The organism is Methylomonas lenta, assembly GCF_001644015.1.
In the GTDB taxonomy this organism is placed as follows: domain Bacteria; phylum Pseudomonadota; class Gammaproteobacteria; order Methylococcales; family Methylomonadaceae; genus Methylomonas; species Methylomonas lenta.
In genome coordinates, this window is record NZ_LUUI01000029.1 from 1 (window position 1) to 19312 (window position 19312).

The 19312-nt window shown below is 47.7% G+C and carries 22 protein-coding genes; 11 read left to right on the forward strand and 11 right to left on the reverse strand.

Going from position 1 to position 19312, the window contains the following annotated elements:
• Positions 1-14 precede the first annotated feature (14 nt).
• A complete protein-coding gene (locus tag A1359_RS21750) occupies positions 15-152 on the reverse strand; it encodes a hypothetical protein (protein WP_198159244.1) in 138 nt (45 codons plus the stop codon).
• Between the two features lie 172 nt (positions 153-324).
• A complete protein-coding gene (locus A1359_RS02160; protein WP_066977339.1) occupies positions 325-1236 on the reverse strand; it encodes a hypothetical protein in 912 nt (303 codons plus the stop codon).
• A gap of 566 nt (positions 1237-1802) precedes the next feature.
• Between A1359_RS02160 and thiO the strand changes: the two genes are divergently transcribed.
• Complete coding sequence (thiO, locus tag A1359_RS02165; protein WP_066977342.1) at positions 1803-2894, forward strand: glycine oxidase ThiO; 1092 nt, start codon at positions 1803-1805, stop codon at positions 2892-2894.
• A gap of 4 nt (positions 2895-2898) precedes the next feature.
• Positions 2899-3912, forward strand: coding sequence for a quinone-dependent dihydroorotate dehydrogenase (locus tag A1359_RS02170; protein ID WP_066977345.1), 1014 nt, complete (start codon positions 2899-2901; stop codon positions 3910-3912).
• On the opposite strand, the gene A1359_RS02175 is transcribed toward A1359_RS02170, so the two are convergent.
• From A1359_RS02175 to A1359_RS02205, 7 genes are all read right to left on the reverse strand, one after another.
• A complete protein-coding gene (locus tag A1359_RS02175; protein ID WP_066977348.1) occupies positions 3909-5189 on the reverse strand; it encodes an HD-GYP domain-containing protein in 1281 nt (426 codons plus the stop codon). The genes A1359_RS02170 and A1359_RS02175 overlap by 4 nt on opposite strands.
• 63 nt (positions 5190-5252) lie before the next feature.
• Positions 5253-6584: a metalloprotease PmbA gene (gene pmbA, locus A1359_RS02180; protein WP_066977352.1), complete on the reverse strand. Its 1332-nt coding sequence runs from the start codon at positions 6582-6584 to the stop codon at positions 5253-5255.
• A gap of 21 nt (positions 6585-6605) precedes the next feature.
• The gene (tldD, locus tag A1359_RS02185) at positions 6606-8045 is read right to left on the reverse strand and encodes a metalloprotease TldD (RefSeq protein ID WP_066977355.1); all 1440 of its coding nucleotides are present in this window, start codon (positions 8043-8045) and stop codon (positions 6606-6608) included.
• Between the two features lie 39 nt (positions 8046-8084).
• Positions 8085-8564 (reverse strand): hypothetical protein, encoded by a 480-nt coding sequence (locus tag A1359_RS02190; RefSeq protein ID WP_232322079.1) that lies wholly within the window; start codon positions 8562-8564, stop codon positions 8085-8087.
• The gene (locus A1359_RS02195; protein ID WP_066977358.1) at positions 8540-9385 is read right to left on the reverse strand and encodes a 23S rRNA (adenine(2030)-N(6))-methyltransferase RlmJ; all 846 of its coding nucleotides are present in this window, start codon (positions 9383-9385) and stop codon (positions 8540-8542) included. Before A1359_RS02195 ends, A1359_RS02190 begins: the two co-directional genes overlap by 25 nt.
• A gap of 28 nt (positions 9386-9413) precedes the next feature.
• Positions 9414-9764, reverse strand: coding sequence for a DMT family protein (locus tag A1359_RS02200; RefSeq protein ID WP_066977361.1), 351 nt, complete (start codon positions 9762-9764; stop codon positions 9414-9416).
• Positions 9761-10999, reverse strand: a complete 1239-nt coding sequence (locus tag A1359_RS02205) for a multifunctional CCA addition/repair protein (RefSeq protein WP_066977364.1) — start codon at positions 10997-10999, stop codon at positions 9761-9763. The genes A1359_RS02200 and A1359_RS02205 overlap by 4 nt, the downstream gene beginning before the upstream one ends.
• Positions 11000-11089: 90 nt before the next feature.
• Here A1359_RS02205 and A1359_RS02210 point away from each other — a divergent pair, with 90 nt between their 5' ends.
• The 9 genes from A1359_RS02210 (at position 11090) to A1359_RS02245 (ending at position 16814) form a co-directional block, all read left to right on the forward strand.
• Complete coding sequence (locus tag A1359_RS02210) at positions 11090-11878, forward strand: sulfite exporter TauE/SafE family protein (protein WP_066977367.1); 789 nt, start codon at positions 11090-11092, stop codon at positions 11876-11878.
• Positions 11879-12030: 152 nt separating this feature from the next.
• Entirely contained in the window at positions 12031-12105 is a 75-nt protein-coding gene (gene pqqA, locus A1359_RS21755; RefSeq protein WP_054760176.1) for a pyrroloquinoline quinone precursor peptide PqqA, read from the forward strand.
• A gap of 104 nt (positions 12106-12209) precedes the next feature.
• Positions 12210-13121: a pyrroloquinoline quinone biosynthesis protein PqqB gene (gene pqqB, locus A1359_RS02215; RefSeq protein ID WP_066977370.1), complete on the forward strand. Its 912-nt coding sequence runs from the start codon at positions 12210-12212 to the stop codon at positions 13119-13121.
• 8 nt (positions 13122-13129) lie between these two features.
• Positions 13130-13858 carry a pyrroloquinoline-quinone synthase PqqC gene (gene pqqC / locus A1359_RS02220; protein WP_066977372.1) on the forward strand — a complete coding sequence of 243 codons (729 nt, stop codon included), beginning with the start codon at positions 13130-13132 and terminating at the stop codon, positions 13856-13858.
• A gap of 3 nt (positions 13859-13861) precedes the next feature.
• Positions 13862-14419, forward strand: a complete 558-nt coding sequence (locus tag A1359_RS02225; RefSeq protein ID WP_066977373.1) for a Uma2 family endonuclease — start codon at positions 13862-13864, stop codon at positions 14417-14419.
• 2 nt (positions 14420-14421) lie between these two features.
• Complete coding sequence (locus A1359_RS02230) at positions 14422-14985, forward strand: Uma2 family endonuclease (protein ID WP_066977376.1); 564 nt, start codon at positions 14422-14424, stop codon at positions 14983-14985.
• A 33-nt stretch (positions 14986-15018) separates the two neighbouring features.
• Positions 15019-15291 (forward strand): pyrroloquinoline quinone biosynthesis peptide chaperone PqqD, encoded by a 273-nt coding sequence (gene pqqD, locus A1359_RS02235; protein WP_066977379.1) that lies wholly within the window; start codon positions 15019-15021, stop codon positions 15289-15291.
• Positions 15269-16396, forward strand: coding sequence for a pyrroloquinoline quinone biosynthesis protein PqqE (gene pqqE, locus A1359_RS02240; RefSeq protein WP_066977383.1), 1128 nt, complete (start codon positions 15269-15271; stop codon positions 16394-16396). The genes pqqD and pqqE overlap by 23 nt, the downstream gene beginning before the upstream one ends.
• Before the next feature lie 46 nt (positions 16397-16442).
• Positions 16443-16814, forward strand: a complete 372-nt coding sequence (locus A1359_RS02245; RefSeq protein ID WP_066977387.1) for a DUF2784 domain-containing protein — start codon at positions 16443-16445, stop codon at positions 16812-16814.
• Between the two features lie 358 nt (positions 16815-17172).
• Here the strand turns inward: A1359_RS02245 and A1359_RS02250 are convergent, their stop codons facing one another.
• Entirely contained in the window at positions 17173-17538 is a 366-nt protein-coding gene (locus A1359_RS02250) for a hypothetical protein (protein ID WP_066977390.1), read from the reverse strand.
• Positions 17539-17557: 19 nt separating this feature from the next.
• Positions 17558-19312: NACHT domain-containing protein (locus A1359_RS02255; RefSeq protein ID WP_083960450.1), on the reverse strand; the 1755-nt coding region annotated here is incomplete at its 5' end.

The following is a 19312-nucleotide window of genomic DNA, read 5'->3' on the forward strand; positions in this document are numbered from 1 at the left end:
TCCATGCATATTCCTTAGCCGACACTGGTGAAAATGACACCAGTCTTGCCACTGGCTTTCCAGCCCGGGCAATCACAATCTCGTCGCCCGCTGCAGCCTGCTCTGTAAAGCGCTATGTGGGTTTTGGCCTCATGAATATTAACGGTTTGCATAACAAACTCCTCTTAATTGACTGGACTAAGCTTAGTCAACCATGAAATAAACTATCAACCAAAGCCATTGGCTCAAATTTAATTTTGACATTTTTCCGTACAAACAGAAATTCAGGCATAAAAAAAGGGAAGGCTTTCGCCTTCCCCTTTTTGAGCCTAGCTAAGTGACAAATTAGAATTTGAAACCTAAGTAACCGCCTGCACTGAAGACATTGGTAGGCGTACCATCCAGCTTGCTAGTTGAGTAGTGATAGCGCACATCACTACCTATCACAATACCTTTGTACAGATCATACTCAATACCACCACCGGACTGCATGCCTGCATTCAATACAGAAACCGCGTTTGAAGGCACACCCAAAATATTGATATCCAAACCTACTGGAATCAACCAAGGACGAAATCTACTGCCGTACATGAATTTGATTTTTGGGGAAGCACTCAGTCTTAAACGAGAGTCAGTCGAGGTCTGATTGGTCAACCCAGCCTGGCCAAGACTGGGAAGGGCTTCAGTAGTACTCCCAGTAGCAACTGCAAGATTAGATATATTATTTGTACCAGTACCAAATTGAGAATATTCAACACCCAACTCGATATCGAATGAAATACCATCCATCAGACCGAATAAGTCGTTGTTTATGTTGTAATCAAATGCACCACCAAAATAAAAGCCATCTTGACTGTCATTATTGGATAATAATGCGCCATCTGTCAGAAAATTAGTGTTACCTCTAGATTGATCCAATCTTTCATATCCGCCACGCACCGCAACTAAATGGTCTTTAGGTGCAGAAACCGCAGGCGCTGATTTCATAGACGCCATCCAGCTATCCAGCTCTTGAACTTTTGCCGCTTCGGTAGAGGCTTGCGCAGAAGACGATTTGACTCGGCTTAATTCTGCTTGCATGGCTTGCATTTGGTCAGCCATTTGTTGCATTTGAGCTTCCAGAGCTTCTGTTTTTCTGGCCGCCGCTTCTGCTACGCGATCTGCTCTAGTGTCCGCTGCTTGAGCAGGGGCAACGATGGCCAGAGATAAAGTCGCTGCCGCAATGGCCAGCGCTAATTGAGTTTTGTTTAAAGTCATTGTCGTTCCCCGCCAGGATTATTGTTATTAAAAAGTCTTATTTTTGCAAAATTACAACACGGTATTTTTTACGATGGCAATAATAGCAGTAGTTTCACCTACTTACAAGTTTTAAGGAATTTTTTTTGAAAATAAAACGCATTAATAATCAATAATATAGATACTATACATAAGTTAGAGTCGCTACTTGTTAACAAAAAACAACATTTAGTTTAAAAGTTGCAAAAAAAATTAAAACCCATTGCCTGCAGCTTAAAACCAGCCAAAACCAATGCATTCAGCCGGCAATTTCTTCATAGCCCGTTCGATGCTGGCAGATTAAAAACATTGCCGTCACGCCCTGGAAAACCGCCACCGATACCCTCAGACTAAAGATTCCACTCATTCATCGCGTAATGACTACAAAATTGAAATAATCTTACCAAGCAGAAGCAGGAATTCATGTTAAGTTAAATACCTCGCCTATAGAGGCTCTTTCTAAAAGCAGATCAGGTTAATGATGCAACTCGTTTTGAGATCATTAGCCTAAAGTTTTAACTATTTCGCTGAATCATTACCCTAAATTCATGACGCAAGATACAGACATACTTATTATCGGCGGCGGCATCAGTGGCTTTTTAGCCGCTCGCGAGTTGCACCTGGCTGGCCGGCAAGTCACTATTCTCGACAAATCCAACGCAGGCCAGGAAGCTTCCTGGGCAGGCGGTGGTATTTTGCTACCTATCTATCCCTGGCGGCAGGATGCAGCCATTTCAGACCTGGTCCTTGACAGTCTAAAACGTTATCCCAACTTAAGCCGGGAATTACACGCAGCGACCGGAATAGATCCGGAATGGTTGCCATGCGGCATGCTGATTTGCAAAAACCCTGATTACGATTTGGCGATTCAATGGTGCGAATCCCGCCAAATTAAATACCAAGCACCACCAACCGATATACTGAAAAAACTGCAGACGGAATGCGACCAACCTTTATGGTTACCCGAGATTGCTCAGGCCCGCAACCCACGCTTATTAAAATCTTTGCGGGCCTATCTGTTACAAAATGGCGTGCAAATTATCGAACAAGCCGAGATTACCGCTGTTGAACATCAGCAGCGCCGCATCACACAGATCAAGACGCAGCAGCAGCGTTTCAGCCCAACCCAGGTTATCGTTTGTGCCGGCGCCTGGACTGCAGACCTACTTAAACATTGGCTACCGGATTCAACGCTGCAACTACCTATTCAACCGGTGCGCGGGCAAATGGTGCTATTCGACGCACTGCCTGAAACATTGAATACGATGATCCTGGATGGCGACCATTACCTGATTCCGCGTAAGGATGGCAAAATTTTAGCCGGTAGCACGGTTGAGCAAGCAGGATTCAATAAAGTCACTACCCGCGAAGCTAAAGAACACATTTACCACTTTGCCACTCACCTATTGCCTGCATTAAAAAACTACCCGGTATGCGAACACTGGGCCGGCTTGCGCCCTGGCACACCAAAGGGTGTCCCCTTCATAGGCTTGCATCCTGATTTTGACAATCTCAGCATCAATGCCGGTCATTTTAGAAATGGCCTGGTCATGGGCCCCGCTTCCGCAGCCTTGCTGGCCGATTTGATTTTGCAACGCCCGACCACCATCAACCCTAGTCCTTACGCCCTGACCCTATAGCATCATGAATATTTATCCACTTTTACGTCCTTTACTATTCAATCTAAACCCGGAAACCGCACACAATGTGACGTTAAAGCTGTTAAAACTGGCCGACCTAACCGGCTTATCCGCATTAAGCGCAGCACAGTCGACAGACAAACCCATCAAAGTCATGGGCCTGGACTTTAAAAACCCGCTTGGATTAGCCGCCGGCCTGGATAAAAACGGTGATTACATCGATGCCTTGGCAGCTTTGGGTTTTGGGTTTATCGAAATCGGCACCGTCACGCCAAGACCGCAACCCGGCAACCCAAAACCACGCCTGTTTCGCTTGCCCGAGCATCAAGCCATCATCAATCGCATGGGCTTTAACAATGACGGTATCGATCATTTACTGGAACAAGTAGCCCTCTGTCGCTATCGCGGCATTTTGGGCATCAACATTGGTAAAAACGCCGACACACCGTTAGAAAATGCTACCGAAGATTATCTGATCGGTTTACGTAAAAGCTATCTGCCGGCCAGTTATGTGACTATCAACATTTCCTCGCCCAACACTAAAAACTTGCGACAGTTGCAACAAGGCAACGAGATAAAATATTTGCTGGACGCTTTAAAACAAGAACAACTGAAATTACAAGCCGAGCATGCTAAATACACGCCGATTGCGGTGAAAATTGCGCCGGATTTAAGTGCCGAGGAAATTCAACATATTGCCAGCTTGTTGGTCGAATTCGGCATGGATGGCGTGATTGCCACTAACACCACCATTGCCCGCGACAAAATCCAAGGCCATCAACACGCAAACGAAGCCGGCGGTCTTAGCGGTGCGCCGGTTAAAGACAGCTCGACACTGGTTGTGAAAGGTTTGGCGGCAGAATTAAACGGCAGATTACCGATTATTGCCGCTGGTGGAATATTGAGTAGCTCGGATGCCCAGGAAAAAATTCAGGCAGGTGCCAGCTTGGTACAGATTTATAGCGGTTTGATTTATAAAGGCCCACAATTGCTGGAAGATATTTTACAAGGCCTTTAGTCCTGCAGTTGCTTCCAGCCTTTTTGCAACAAGCCGCTCTGATAGTATTGCAATAAATCGATGCCGCATTCATCAGCCCGCATAACACGCTTAATCACATATTGCTGCCCATCAATATTTTGGCTAACCATGGACAAATCGAGTACAAATTCTTGGCAGGGCTGTTTTTGCGCATCACACAACATCAGAATTTTAGGCTTGAGCTTAGCCTTGGGATTGATCTCGATCACCATTGCCACTTCGCCGCTATTCAGCTCCACCACACTGCCGGCTGGATAGATGCCCAGGCACTCGATAAATTTCATGGTAAGCGGCGGATCGAGATGTCCATTAGCGGAGGATTCGGCGAGGATTTTAATGGCATCCAGATGTGGCCGGCCTTGCTGATAAACCCTATCACTACTGACCGCATCATACATATCGACAATCGCCACCATCCGCGAATAAGGGGTGATTTGTTCGGCTTTTAATTGTCTGGGATAGCCTTTGCCATCCAGACGTTCATGATGACTAAAGGCCACGTCAACGGCACCGGCATACATGCCGCTGGTGCCCAGTAAAATTTTCCAACCCAACGTAGCATGACTTTGCATGATCGCCATCTCTTCAGGTGTAAACCGGCCTGGTTTATTAAGTATCTCCAGCGGCACCTGCATCTTGCCCATATCATGCATCATGCCGCATAAGCCGACATGATTAAGTTCTTCGAGCGGCAAATTGATCTGCCGCCCCAAGGCAATGGCAAAAACACACACATTCATACTATGCTGAGCGGTGTATTCATCCCGATTTCTCAATTGGGTCATCAGCATCAGGGCATCCGGAGCATTCAGCACACTATCTACGCAATAAGCCACGGCTTTTTTAGCAGCAAGTGCGTTGATGGGACGACCTAACTGTACATCTTCCATAAAGCCTTTAACTAAGCTACTGGATTTATGATGAATGACTTCGGCTTTGTGTATTTCCTGTTTGAAGGATGAGCGTTTGTCTGGCGGCTGCACATGATCCAGGTTGTCGCGGGTATAGGCAGTACTCCGCGCTACATATTGCGGCACCTTGGTTTGCTTGGTGATGTCGATAAACACAAAATCACATTGCTTTTGCACGGCATCGATGTCCGCCTGGGTTTTTAACTCAAAACCTTGAAAGCGAAAGTTCGTTTCCAGCCAGGACCTATCCAGCTTGGATACAAACATGCCGATTTTCAGATCCTGAGCATCAATCTGCACCAGTTCAATCGAATCAATCAAAAGGTTGTTGATTTTATTTTGCACGCAAGAGCCTAACAGTCGCTAGCCTTATAAAGCCCGCTAAATTCCAGCTCTACAGCGACAAGATTATTCACCGGCAATGGCCATCTGTTCCAACAAAATCGAACCTACGCGAGTATTACCGCGTAAATCCACATCGTTGCCAATTGCCACCATATTGCGCAGCATGGTTTTAAGATTACCGGCGATAGTAATTTCCTGCACCGGATATTGAATGACACCGTTTTCAACCCAGAATCCAGAAGCCCCACGCGAATAGTCACCGGTAACCCGATTCACGCCCTGCCCCATTAACTCAGTCACCAACAAGCCGGTACCTAATAGTTTCAGCATACCGGCAAAATCATGCTCACCCGATTCAACAATCAAATTGTGCACGCCCCCGGCATTACCAGTGGTTTGCATGCCCAACTTACGCGCCGAATAACTGCTGAGAATGTAAGTCTGTAAAACCCCATGACTGACAATATCACCAGCATGGGTCGCTACGCCTTCCGCATCGTAACTGGCGCTACCCATACCGCCTATCAACAATGGTTGTTCGTGGATATGAACAAAATCCGGCAAAATCTGCGTATTCAGGCTATCCAGTAAAAATGAAGACTTGCGATACAAACTACTACCGCTAATTGCCCCCAGCAAGGAGCCGATTAAGCCGGAGGCCATTTCCGCCGAAAACATCACCGGACAATGACGTGAAGTGAGGCTACGCGCGCCGATACGAGCAATAGTGCGTTGCCCGGCTTTTTCACCCACCTGTTGTGCCGACTCCAGCAAGTCAGCATTGCGCGCCACGCTATACCAGTAATCGCGCTGCATCGCATCGCCGCTGCCGGCCAGCACCGAACAACTAATGGAATGCCGACTGGATTGATAACCCTGCAAAAAACCTAACGAGTTACCAAACACCCGGGTTCCCTGATGGCTGTTGACTGACGCACCTTCGGAATTAGTGATAGCCACGTTATAATCACGCGCCGCATTTTCGCATTCGATAGCCAGTGTAATCGCTTTCTCGGCATCAATCGCCCACGGATGATTCAAATCCAGATCGGGAAATTCGGTTGCCAACAAAGCAGGATCCGGCAAACCGGCAAACTCATCGGCACTTGCATATCGCGCGATACTGCATGCCGCTTTAACAGTTTCTTTCAAGGAATCCGCCGACACATCGTTGGTGCTGGCGGAGCCCTTTTGTTGACCGAAATAGACGGTAACGCCTATACCTTGATCGCAATGATATTCTATGGTTTCCACGTCCCCCAGCCGGGCAGACACGGACAGACCGTTATCCACACTGAAGGCAGCTTCCGCAGCACTTGCACCCTGCTGTTTAGCTTCATCCAGCAACTGCTGGACCACGGTTTTTAAGCGGTTAATTTCGTCCTGATTTTGCAATGTTCTGTCTCTTAATGTCGATTACAGACTGGTTCCACCGACGGTGAGTCCGTCGATCTTTAAAGTAGGCTGACCCACACCTACCGGCACACTTTGGCCTTCTTTGCCGCAAGTACCGACGCCACTGTCAAGTTGCATGTCGTTACCCACCATGGACACTTTGGTCAATACGTCAGGGCCATTACCAATCAAAGTCGCACCTTTGACAGGGCGGGTAATTTTACCGTTTTCAATCAGATAGGCTTCACTGGTGGAAAACACAAACTTACCGGAAGTGATATCGACTTGGCCGCCGCCGAAGTTGCGCGCATACAGGCCTTTTTTGACCGACTGGATAATTTCCTCAGGATCGCTTTGGCCGGGCAACATATAGGTGTTGGTCATGCGTGGCATAGGCAGATGCGCATAGGATTCGCGGCGGCCGTTGCCGGTAGGCTTCACGCCCATCAAACGGGCATTCAATTTGTCCTGCATATAACCTTTCAAAATACCGTTTTCGATCAACACGGTATTTTCCGTGGGCGTGCCCTCGTCGTCGATGCTTAATGAGCCGCGTCGTCCCGGCAAGGTGCCGTCATCCACCACCGTGCATAAATCAGACGCCACTCGCTCGCCAACCCGACCGCTAAATGCGGAGGTGCCTTTGCGATTGAAATCACCTTCCAAGCCGTGACCGATCGCTTCGTGTAGCAATATCCCCGGCCAACCTGGCCCCAGTACCACTATCATATTGCCGGCGGGGGCTTCTTCGGCTTGCAAATTGACTTGAGCCTGGCGCACCGCTTCGCGGCCATATTCAAGCGCCCTATCGTTTTCCAGAAAATAACTGTAATCGCTGCGACCACCGCCACCCATGCTGCCTTGTTCACGACGGCCATTTTCCACCATGATGACGCTAACATTCATCCGTACCAATGGCCGCACATCGGCCAGCATGGAGCCATCCTGATTTGCAACCAGCACATTATCGTAGGCTGCCACCAAACTCACCATGACTTCTTCAATCCGCGAGTCAAGCTTGCGAGTTTCCGTATCCACCCGCTTCAACAGATCAATTTTGGTCTGATCGTCCAAAGACTTTAAAGGATTGAAAGGCTGATAAAGTTGCGGCCATCTTTCCACAGTTTGAATTTGATACTGAGCCTGCTGGCCTTGTCTGACAATGGCTTTAACGTTATTAGCCGCTTCCAGCAAAATCGGTAACTCAATGCGGTCGCTATAGGCAAAACCGGTTTTGTCGCCACTGACTACCCGCACGCCAGCACCATGTTCAATGGAGTGACTGCCTTCTTTAACAATACCGCCCTCCAACGACCAGGATTCGAAATGGCTGGACTGAAAATAGATATCGGCGGCGTCAACTGGCGCGCTCAGCAAAGTCGACATAACACGGTCGACATCCTGAGGCAGCAGGCTATTAGCAGCAAGAATGGTCTGTTTGACTTGTTCGGATAAAGGCATAGTTACTCTAAAAATTAAATGAAACTAGAACGGCTCACATCACAAAAACAAGGTGATATACACAACACCCACTGCGATAACACCCATGAAAATCTTGTAAGGTAAGTCCAATGTAAACCAATAGAGTTCCCATTCGGTTTTTCGGCGCACCCAGATTTTGAGGGCCTCTCGCTTAACCACAATCATCAAACGATGATACAGCCTCGGTAGTATCTGCCATAATCCATAAACAACAAAACCACCTATCAGCAGCAAAATATAGAAAGTCACGATCTGGCTAGCATGATGTTCGGTGTGAAACAGATGCTCTATGATTTCTTCGATGCCCAGTTCAAACCATTCGAACAATTCGAACAACAACTCAAAAAACAGATGCACTATTTCAGTTAATATCTCCATGGTCAGGTCGTAAAAGACCAGCGACAATAGCAACAAGGCTATAAATATTAAATCCAAATGTTTCTTAATATTGCCCATATGCGAGACACCTTGAATTAAACTAACTCTGGCACCAGCCATTCTACTTTCCAGGTTCCCTGCCCATCAGTCAACTCCTGATTCAGCCACGGCAACAGAGCCTCGGCCTGGCTTTGCAACTGCCAGGGCGGATTGATAAACAGCATACCAGAACCTGTCATGCCGCGCAGCGCACCATCGGGTGCCACACAATGCTCGATACGCAATTGTTTGGGAATAGCGGTTGCTTTTAGACGCTGTAACATTCTGTCTGTAACCGAGCGATCAATGATGGGGTACCACAGACCATAAATACCTGTGGCGAAATGCCGATGCGCATTTTCTAAGACTTCCACCACCTTGTTGTAATCGGATTTCACTTCGTAACTAGGGTCGATCAAGATCAAGCCACGTTTTTGAATGGGTGGCAATTTTTTGCTTAATCGCTCCAAACCGTCTTCTTTAGCCACACTGACTTGTTTATCAGTGGCAAATAATTGATGCAGGATTTCATAATCTTTGCCATGTAATTCAGATAACTGCATTCTGTCCTGAGCCCTGATCAATCGCCGCACCAATTGCGGTGAACCTGGATAGCGTACTAATTGTTTACCCGTATTTTCTGCCCGCACCGCAGACAAATAATCCTTTATTTCCACAGGTGGCTGCGCTGCAGTCCAAACTCGACCAATACCTTGCTCATATTCGCCGGTTTTTTGCGAAAATTCGGATTTAAACGAATACTTACCAGCGCCAGCATGGGTATCGATATAGACAAACGGCTTGTCTTTTTGTTTCAAGGCATTGATCGTCAACGTCAGTAGACTGTGCTTTAAAACATCGGCAAAATTGCCGGCATGAAACCCGTGGCGATAACTCAACATAATGACATTCCGTTTTTTGATTGCGCGTTCAAGCCCACTTGGACCGGAACATAAAATAAATCGCACCCATCAAGCACAGACCGGCCCACAGATAATCCCGTGTTATAGGCTCTTTTAGGTAATACACCGAAAACGGCACGAACACGCTCAAGGCAATCGCTTCTTGCATAATTTTTAATTGCCCGACATTGAGCGCTGTGTGCCCAATCCGATTGGCCGGCACCTGCAACAGGTATTCAAAAAAAGCCAATCCCCAACTTAACAGCGCTGCTAACAACCAGTGCTTGTGATTAAGCTCTTTCAGATGGGCATACCAGGCAAAAGTCATAAACACATTGCTGCAAATCAGCAAACTGATGGAAATATAGACTGCTGTCATGCTTGGTTTGAAGCATATTGTTGCTTGAAGGCATGCACAGCCTGACTGCGTAATTTCTGTATCGCTGCGCCGATTTGGGCGCCTTGTAAGTCGGACTGCAAAATCTGCTGGGTGTCGACGGCTAAAGCAACTTGTGCGGCGGACTTTATATAGTTGGCTTGCGGATAATCACAGTTTTCAAAACCGGTGCGACCACGCGCATCAGCCTCGCAGGCCAACAGAAAATCCTCTAGCTGATTATCAGGTTTGAAGACGCCGATAACTTGCAACATATCAACCAAAGTATCGCTACGTAATTCGAACACCCGGTGACAATGGGTATGATATTCCATGACGTGTGCGCAAAAAATTTTGACGGCTTTAGGCACCCGCAAGCGCTGACAGAATTTTTCCAGCACAGGCAAACCTTTACCTTCGTGCCCATGATGACTCGGCCAGTATTCAGGCTTGGTCAAAGCCTTGCCCAAATCATGCAACAACGCAGCCAAGCGTACCTCCGGCTTGTTAGACAACTTTGCTGCCTGCGTTAACGCCATCAAGCAATGTACGCCGGTATCGATTTCAGGGTGATATTTAGCAGGCTGTGGCACGCCGTACAGGGCTTCGATTTCAGGAAAAATCACTGCCAAGGCGCCACAATCTCTCAAAGTCTGAAAAAACGCCGCCGGCGTGGCTTCGCACAAAGCTTTATTCAATTCGGCCCAGACTCGCTCGGCTACCAGATGATCGACTTCGCCGCTACTTACCATGTCACGCATCAATTGCCGGGTTTCATCTGCCACCGTAAAACCCAAATGGCCATAACGCGCCGCAAAGCGGGCCACCCGCAAAATACGCACAGGGTCTTCATTAAAAGCCGGGGAAACATGCCGCAAAATGCGATTTTGCAAGTCTGCCTGCCCCTGATACGGGTCAACCAAAATGCCATCTTCGCCAATTGCCATGGCGTTGATTGTCAGGTCGCGCCGCAATAAATCTTCTTCTAATGTGACAGTCGGATTAGCATCAACGGCAAAGCCTTTGTAACCTGGTGCGGTTTTGCGTTCTGTACGAGCTAATGCGTATTCATCATGAGTTTGTGGATGCAAGAAAACCGGAAAATCCTTGCCTACTGGCTTATAGCCCTGGGCCAGCATGTCTTCGGGTTTTGCGCCCACTACCAGCCAATCGCGCTCAAATACAGGATAATCCAGTAAACGATCACGTACAGCACCGCCAACTAGATAAATATTCATGAAACCTGACTCGCCCGAACAATGATTTAAAGTCACAGTATAAAGGACTCGTTATCATAGTGCTTTGCTTATTCGAGTCCCTTAAAGCTTATGTTAGAGATTTTTTTAGTCAGTTTATTACTCGGCAGCTTGGCGGGCATCAGTGCTGGCTTGTTCGGTATTGGTGGCGGCGTTTTGATCGTGCCTTTTCTGAGCTGGTTGTTTGCAGCTCATCAGTTTAATCCGCAGCAAATCATGCTAATCGCAGTCGCTACCTCTTTAGCAACCGCATTATTTACCTCCGCATCATCGGTAAGAACACACTTTTATTTAGGCAATATCAACTGGCCGCGGGCTTTTCGTTTAGGACCCAGTCTTTTGCTGGGCGCAATCGGCGGCGCCAGTCTTGCCGAATACACTAGCGCTAACGTATTACGTAATTTGTTTATCGCTTATCTTCTGTATACCAGTCTGCAGATGGCGTTGCCCTCAAAACCCCTGCTTACCCCGAAAAAATATTTTGCCCATCTCGACTATCCGGCGGGATTCATCATCGGCAGTATCTCGGCCATGCTGGGTATGGGGGGCGGCACAATGACCGTACCTTATCTAGCTCATAATGGTTTGCAAATGAAAAACGCCGTCGCCACCTCATCCGCTTGCGCAATGCCGATTGCTTTTTCTGCGACTGTCAGTTACATATTCTTGGGCTGGCACAGCACTAGTATTGTGCCGGGTAGCTTGGGTTATATCTATTTGCCGGCATTTTTCGGCATTATTTTTACCAGTATATTAACTGCGCCAGTAGGCGCCAGACTGGCACATCGCTTACCCGCTCAACGACTTAAACGCTATTTTTCCTGCCTACTACTACTGATTGCGTTAAAAATGATCTGGTGACTTGGGAACTTGCCTAGCTAGTCATTGCTCTTAATGCGGTTAGACCGGGATTGATTGCTTTGTTGCACGAAAAAAAACTTCATCGTATACTTCGGTGCAGCTTTCTTGATCAAGCTAGCTCACAACAACAAAACCTCTGGAGGGTATTACAAATGAAATGGGAAACACCAGCTTATAACGACATGCGTTTCGGTTTTGAAGTCACCATGTACATCTACAATCGTTAATACTTACGATTGACGCCAAAAAAGGGGCATGTAAATGTCCCTTTTTTTTGCCTGCGGTTTTTTAATCCCGTATCATTGATTTCATTTACCATCCCTACACCACTATGAAAATTAGAGTTCTCGGCGCCGGCGCTGGCGGCGGTTTTCCGCAATGGAATTGCAATTGCGACAATTGTCATCGTTTACGCAACGGTCAATTCAATGGCAAAGCCCGCACCCAATCATCGATTGCCATCAGCACCGATAACCGCAATTGGTTACTGTTTAATACCTCCCCCGACATTCGCGCCCAATTGGAAGCCTTTCCGGCCATCCAGCCCAAAGAAGGCATACGCGATACCGGCATCAAGGCTATTTTGTTAATCGACAGCCAGATCGACCACACCACCGGCATGCTGATGCTGCGCGAAGGCAAACCTCTGGATGTGTATTGCACCGAGATGGTCAAGCAGGATTTAACCACTGGTTTTCCGCTGTTCACGATGCTGAAGGATTACTGCACAGTCAATCATCATCCGATAGCCTGCGACGAAACCCCATTCGAGATTCCCGGCATAGACGACATTCGCTTGTACGCACATGCTCTGAAAAGCAAGGCACCACCCTACTCACCACACCGCCACGATCCGCACGACGGCGACAATATCGGCGTTATCATCGAACAAATTTCCACCGGCAAGAAACTGTATTATTCGCCCGGATTAGGCGAGATCGAGCCGCATGTATTCAATGCCATGCAAAACGTGGATTGCTTACTGGTGGACGGCACCTTCTGGACCGATGATGAAATGGTGGCGCAACACATCAGCCACAAACACGCGCGCGAGATTGGTCATTTACCGCAATCAGGCCCAGGCGGCATGATTGAAGTGCTGAACGGCGTAGCCAATGCCCGTAAAATTTTGATTCATATCAATAACACCAATCCGATTTTGGACGAAGATTCGCCCCAACGTAAGACTCTTGAGACGAACGGCATCGAAGTGGCTTACGATGGTTTGGAAATTGACTTATAAGGTATCTCATGACGACTGACAATCAACCCTGGTCACGCGAAGAATTCGAAGCGAAACTGCGCGGCATGGAAAATCACTATCACATTCATCACCCGATGCATGTGCTGATGAACGAAGGCAAGTTGAGTAAAAAGCAATTACAAGGCTGGGTTGCCAACCGCTTCTATTATCAGGTGATGATTCCGATCAAGGACGCCAACATCATGGCCAATTGCCCGGATAGAGAAACCCGTGCCAAATGGGTACAGCGTATTCTGGATCATGATGGTCACCCAGGCGATCCAGGCGGCATCGAAGCCTGGGTCCAACTGGGCATGGCAGTAGGCCTGAGCCGCGAAGAAATCACCTCGCTGGAGCACGTATTACCCGGCGTACGCTTTGCGGTGGATGCTTACGTCAATTTTGCCCGTCGCGCCGAATGGCACGAGGCTGCCAGTTCGTCACTGACTGAACTTTTTGCCCCCAAAATCCATCAACAACGCCTGGACAACTGGCCGGATGTGTATCCTTGGGTGGAACAGGAAGGCTACACCTATTTCAAAAAGCGCCTGACCGAAGCCCGCCGCGATGTCGAGCATGGCTTGGAATTGACCTTAGACTGGTACAAAACCCGCGAACAACAAGAACGCATGCTGCAAATCCTGAAATTTAAACTGGACGTGCTTTGGACCATGGCCGATGCAATGTATCTGGCCTATGTCAACAACATGCCGCCCTATTTCAATATCCAAGCGTAAACCATGCAAACAGCCACACAACATCATTTAACTGCCGCAGAATTCCTGGCTTGGGAAGAAACCCAGTCGGAAAAGCATGAGTTTATCGCTGGCGAAGTGTTTGCCATGACAGGGGCGTGGCGCGAACATGTTGTCGTAAGCCTGAATATCGCCGCAGCTTTGAAACAACGCCTGCGTGGGACACCCTGTCAGGCTTACATGGCGGACTTGAAGCTGCGTGTGGAAGCGGCCGATGCGTTTTTCTATCCGGATGTCTTGGTGTCCTGTCACCCGGAAGATAACAAAGCCCTGCAATTCATTTCACATCCTGCGTTAATCGTCGAAGTCCTGTCTGACTCCACTGCCGCCTATGATAGAGGCGACAAATTCGCCGCCTACCGGCAGTTGGAATCACTGCAAGAATATGTGATTGTCGACATTGATAGCCGTCGACTGGAGTGTTTTCGCCGCACCAGCGACAACGAATGGCTGTTGCACGATTATGTCGGCGATGTCGATTGCGACTTGACTAGTTTAGGGCTAAGGCTACCCTTGGCGGAAATCTTTGAAGACATAGGATAACCATGCAAACAGCAGAGCAACTTCATTTCACTGCCGCAGAATTCCTGGCTTGGGAAGAAACCCAGTCGGAAAAGCATGAGTTTATCGCTGGCGAAGTGTTTGCCATGACAGGCGCGAGGCAGGATCATGTCATCGTCAGCCTGAACATTGCCTCAGCCTTGAAACAACGCCTGCGCGGCACGCCCTGCAGAGCCTATATCGCAGATATGAAATTACACGTCGAAGCGGCCGATGCGTTTTTTTACCCGGATGTGATGGTGTCCTGCCACGCGGAGGACAGATTAGCCAAACAATTTCTGTCACACCCTGCGTTAATCGTCGAAGTCTTGTCCGAGTCGACTGCCGACTATGATCGCGGCGGCAAATTCGTTGCCTATCGCAAACTGGAGTCACTGCAGGAATACCTGATCGTCGACATCGACAACCGCCGGGTGGAATGCTTCCGGCGCACCGCCGACAACGACTGGCTGTTGCACGACTACCTGGGCGAAGCTGAGTTCCAGCTGAGCAGTCTAGGCTTTAGTCTGCCGCTGGCGGAAGTTTTTGAAGATATTGCAGCGACTTAATTCTCTATTCGCTTGTTAAAACAACGGAATCTAATGACCATCAATCCCGATCAACCGATAAGCTTTTCTCCTATGCATAGACTACAGTGGGAGGAAGCCCAGCAAAAATTCGTGATACTCTACCCGGAAGGCATGGTGGAATTAAATCAAAGCTCTGCGGAAATCCTGCAGCTCTGTGATGGCAGCCGCTTACTAGGGCAAATCGTTGCCGATTTGGAAGCGAAATTCGCCACTGCCGGCCTGACTAACGACATCACCAACTTCCTGAATGTGGCTTTGCAAAATGGCTGGATCCGACAAGCTTAATATCACCCCTCCCCGCTGGCTGCTGGCTGAACTGAGTTACAAGTGCCCGCTACAATGTCCTTATTGTTCCAACCCGCTGGACTATGCCAAATATCCGCATGAGTTGAGTACTGACGACTGGAAGCGCGTACTCAGCCAAGCCCGTAGAATGGGTGCTGTGCAACTGGGTTTTTCCGGCGGTGAACCGCTGACTCGGCAGGATTTGTCGGAACTGGTGCGGTATGCCCGCGAACTGGGCTATTACTCCAATCTAATCACCTCCGGCTACGGTTTAACCGAAGAGCGGATTATTGAGCTGAAACAGGCCGGTCTGGATCATATCCAGGTCAGCATACAGGCTAGTACGCAAGAACTGAATGACCACCTGGCCGGCACGACCACCTACCAACACAAACAGGAAGTCGCCAAGCTGGTGAAAAAGCACGGCTATCCTATGGTATTGTGCGTGGTGATACACCGGCAAAACATTCATCAAATGCCGCAGATACTGGAGATGGCGGAAAATCTGGGCGCCGATTATCTGGAACTCGCCAACACGCAGTATTACGGCTGGGCGCATTTGAATCGAGATGCCTTGCTGCCAACCCGCGAACAATTTGAAAAAGCCGAAAAGATTGCCCAGGCTTTCAAAGAAAAAGTCGCCGGTAAAATGAAAATTTATTACGTGGTGCCGGATTTTCACGAAGATAGACCCAAAGCCTGCATGAACGGCTGGGGCACCACGTTTTTGACCATCGCCCCGGATGGCACGGCACTACCCTGCCATTCTGCCCGCGAACTGCCCGGCCTGGATTGCCCGAATGTCAACGACTTCAGCATCGAGCAAATCTGGAACGAATCCAAGGCTTTCAACTTTTTCCGTGGCACCGACTGGATGCAGGAACCTTGCCGCAGTTGCGATGAAAAACATAAAGATTTTGGCGGCTGCCGCTGTCAGGCTTATTTATTCAATAACGATATGTACAGCACCGACCCGGTCTGCAGCAAATCGCCCGAGCGCCATCGTATCGACGCCGCCATTGCCTCTGCACGCGAAGCCAGCCTGGCTGAAACCGAAAAACCCCTGGTATTTCGTAACAGCAAAAACTCCAAACAATTGTTTTAGGCACACACAAGCGAACTTAGCCTGATTCATTTTTCTTCTTTTAAACATGCTGTTGCGCCTTGCAGCCGACGCGGTACTGATAGGGCATTTGCTGTTTATTCTATTTGTCGTATTCGGCGGGGCATTAGCCTTTCGCTGGCGCTGGGTGGCTTTGCTTCATTTGCCGGCAGCGGCCTGGGGATTTTGTATCGAAATTTCCGGCCGCATCTGTCCACTCACCTATCTGGAAAACCAACTGCGCAGAGCTGCGGGGCAAGCTGGCTACAGCGAAAGCTTTATCGAGCACTATCTGCTACCTATCATTTACCCGCAAAGTCTGACAACCGACATTCAATACCTGTTAGCCGGCGCTGTGCTGCTTACAAACACTGTGATTTATAGCCGTATACTGAGTAGAAATCGCCAACATACAAAATGACAAGTAACTTTAAAAATAAAGATACTGGCAGAATTGGCTTAAAACCACCAAGAACCAACCTTTTCAACAGTATCGGCCAAAACCGGTCGGACGAAACGAACTTGCCAATGGCAACTGTCCAGCCGATAGCAGGCGTAGGGTGTGGTGAGTTTACGAACCGCACCAATCGCGAACTATGCGGTGCACGTTGTTTACCGCTTCTAAGAACTGCCTGGTGTTTGGGGGTCACTATATTGCATGGGGTCATCGGCTAGCAACCTTGTTGTATATCGGTGACGCTTCAGCCGCCAGCTTTCCGCGATTCATGATTTCCAGATTGATTTTCGTGCGAAGATCACGAAAATAACAATACAAAGTCTCAATAGGGCTTTTTAGTAGCCAGTCCGGCAAAATACTCCAAAAGCATTCGATGGATGAATATATAACCGCCGCCAACTTTTTTGAGCAGGATGAGTTTGGCGGAATAATCCAGGAAGGGAATAAACTTAAACGGGATGTTTCTATTAAGGCAAAGGGCTAAACGCAAGGAATAATGTTTAATCACAGCTCCCAACCCACACGCTAGCGAGATAATTAACCCGAAAAGTAGCCCGGAAAACAGCCCAACCTTCAGTCCAATCAGCCCGTAAACCAGGCTAAAAATAAACCCAGTGAAGAGAAAAACATACAGACTATTCTTCAATGTTAAGGTGATGCCTTGATTTGGATGCTTTTTATCCTCCACTTTTTTATCAAAGAATCCTTTATATAAGCGCGGGAATCAGTGCCAAAGACAACCCTATAGACGTACCAATAATCAATGTACTAGAAGTGTTACTAACAGCGAGTTCAATTACCCCTATAATTAAAAAAAGAATAATGAAAGCTTGTTTAATGCCATGATTCAGATCTGTTTTATCCTCTCTGATCTTATAAACGAATTCTTTTATGAAACGAGCAACAGTTCCCAAATACAGCACTAAAACAAGTAGATACAACTTTAAAAAAGCCGACACAATAATCAAGCCAATAAGCCAACCATATTTGGAAAAATCGTTTGAAATCTGTTCACTAAATGATTTCCAAGACCAACTTATTGTTTCAAATCTTTTGATGTCATTTAACGTACCTATAGTAGAGACTGAAAATAGCTCAACATCCAGTCCACCGCTCAGCGCGCCAATCAGAGCGCCAATTACGCCCCCCATTTGCACCAAAATTAGGCCATCAATAGTGGATGGCTCTGATCTAATAAACAATTCAATCACTAAAGCAAGCATCAGCCCAACCATTAGCCCGAAAAGCAGTGAGGAAATACCTCTATAAGTGGCTCTTTGTTTCCAGCCATCTAGCCAATTGGGCTGCAAATCCTCAACAAAAAATACCGATTGAGAATGGTCAGCCATTCCTTTTGCTAACCAACTGAGCCAATAAATTACTTTTTCTTTTGGAAAAATTTGGCTCGTTGGTGCTTTGCGTTGGAACATCTTATCTATATAGGCAGCGAAGATCTGTGTTCGTCGATCCTTTAATGAAAGACTTCCAGCAGTAAAGCTCTCTGGACGGGCTGATTGATAAGTCATACTCATGATATTTAACATCAATGGTGATTCTGCTAATTCCCGCAAAGCAGTGTCTTCTTGAATAGCCGTGCGCAACGATTCAAATTCCGACCCAACAGCAGCGAAGTATTGGTCAATTTGCGCTCGATTTAACGGTTCGATGCAGATCGCGCCATTTAATTTAAGATGCTCCGGCAACCACTGATACTCTGTTAATCGACAGCAAACAACCAAGCCTGCGGGTTCAGCCTGGGTAATATAGGTATTGATAGCTTCTACGCAATCCGCTTGCTCTTTTGTTTTAACCTCATCCAAGCCGTCTAACAGCGGGATAAGATAGCCCTTATCCAACCAGCTCAGCGCGATTTGTCTAGGTACACTGTACATACTACTTAATCTGTCAGTCATCCACTCCGCCAGTGTTTGTGACTTCTTCTCCCAACTTGACAGATTTAACACAACAGGAATGCGTTCTTTGGCATCGGTTTTAGCGCGTGCTATGAGTATAGATACCAATTCAAGCAATGTCGTGGTTTTGCCCGAACCTGGTTCGCCTAAGATCAGCAGTAAACCTGTGGCATCAAATACCGTCTCGATTCGAGTATCGCGTAAAGAAAGCTGGTGGCGCTGTTTTGGCAACTCAATGGTGCGATTCCAGGGTGGCTCAACGGCCTCATCCATAGCCCGCTTACCGAGCAATATGAGTACCTCATGGTGAAGAGAATGCTTGAATAAACCATCAATCCAAAATTCTTGCACACGGCTGAGGAGAATCAGAAGCTGAACGCGTTCCTCATCGTTGGGTAAATCGGCCAGGGAGGGATAAAGTCGAACATGAGTTACGCCCAAACTTTCAAGCTGTCCATTTTTGGATGCATCAAAGATTATATCGGCGTCTTCGGGTGTTAATTCTAGGAATAAACGGATGCTTCCAGGTCTAGTGAAGAGGGTTTTTAG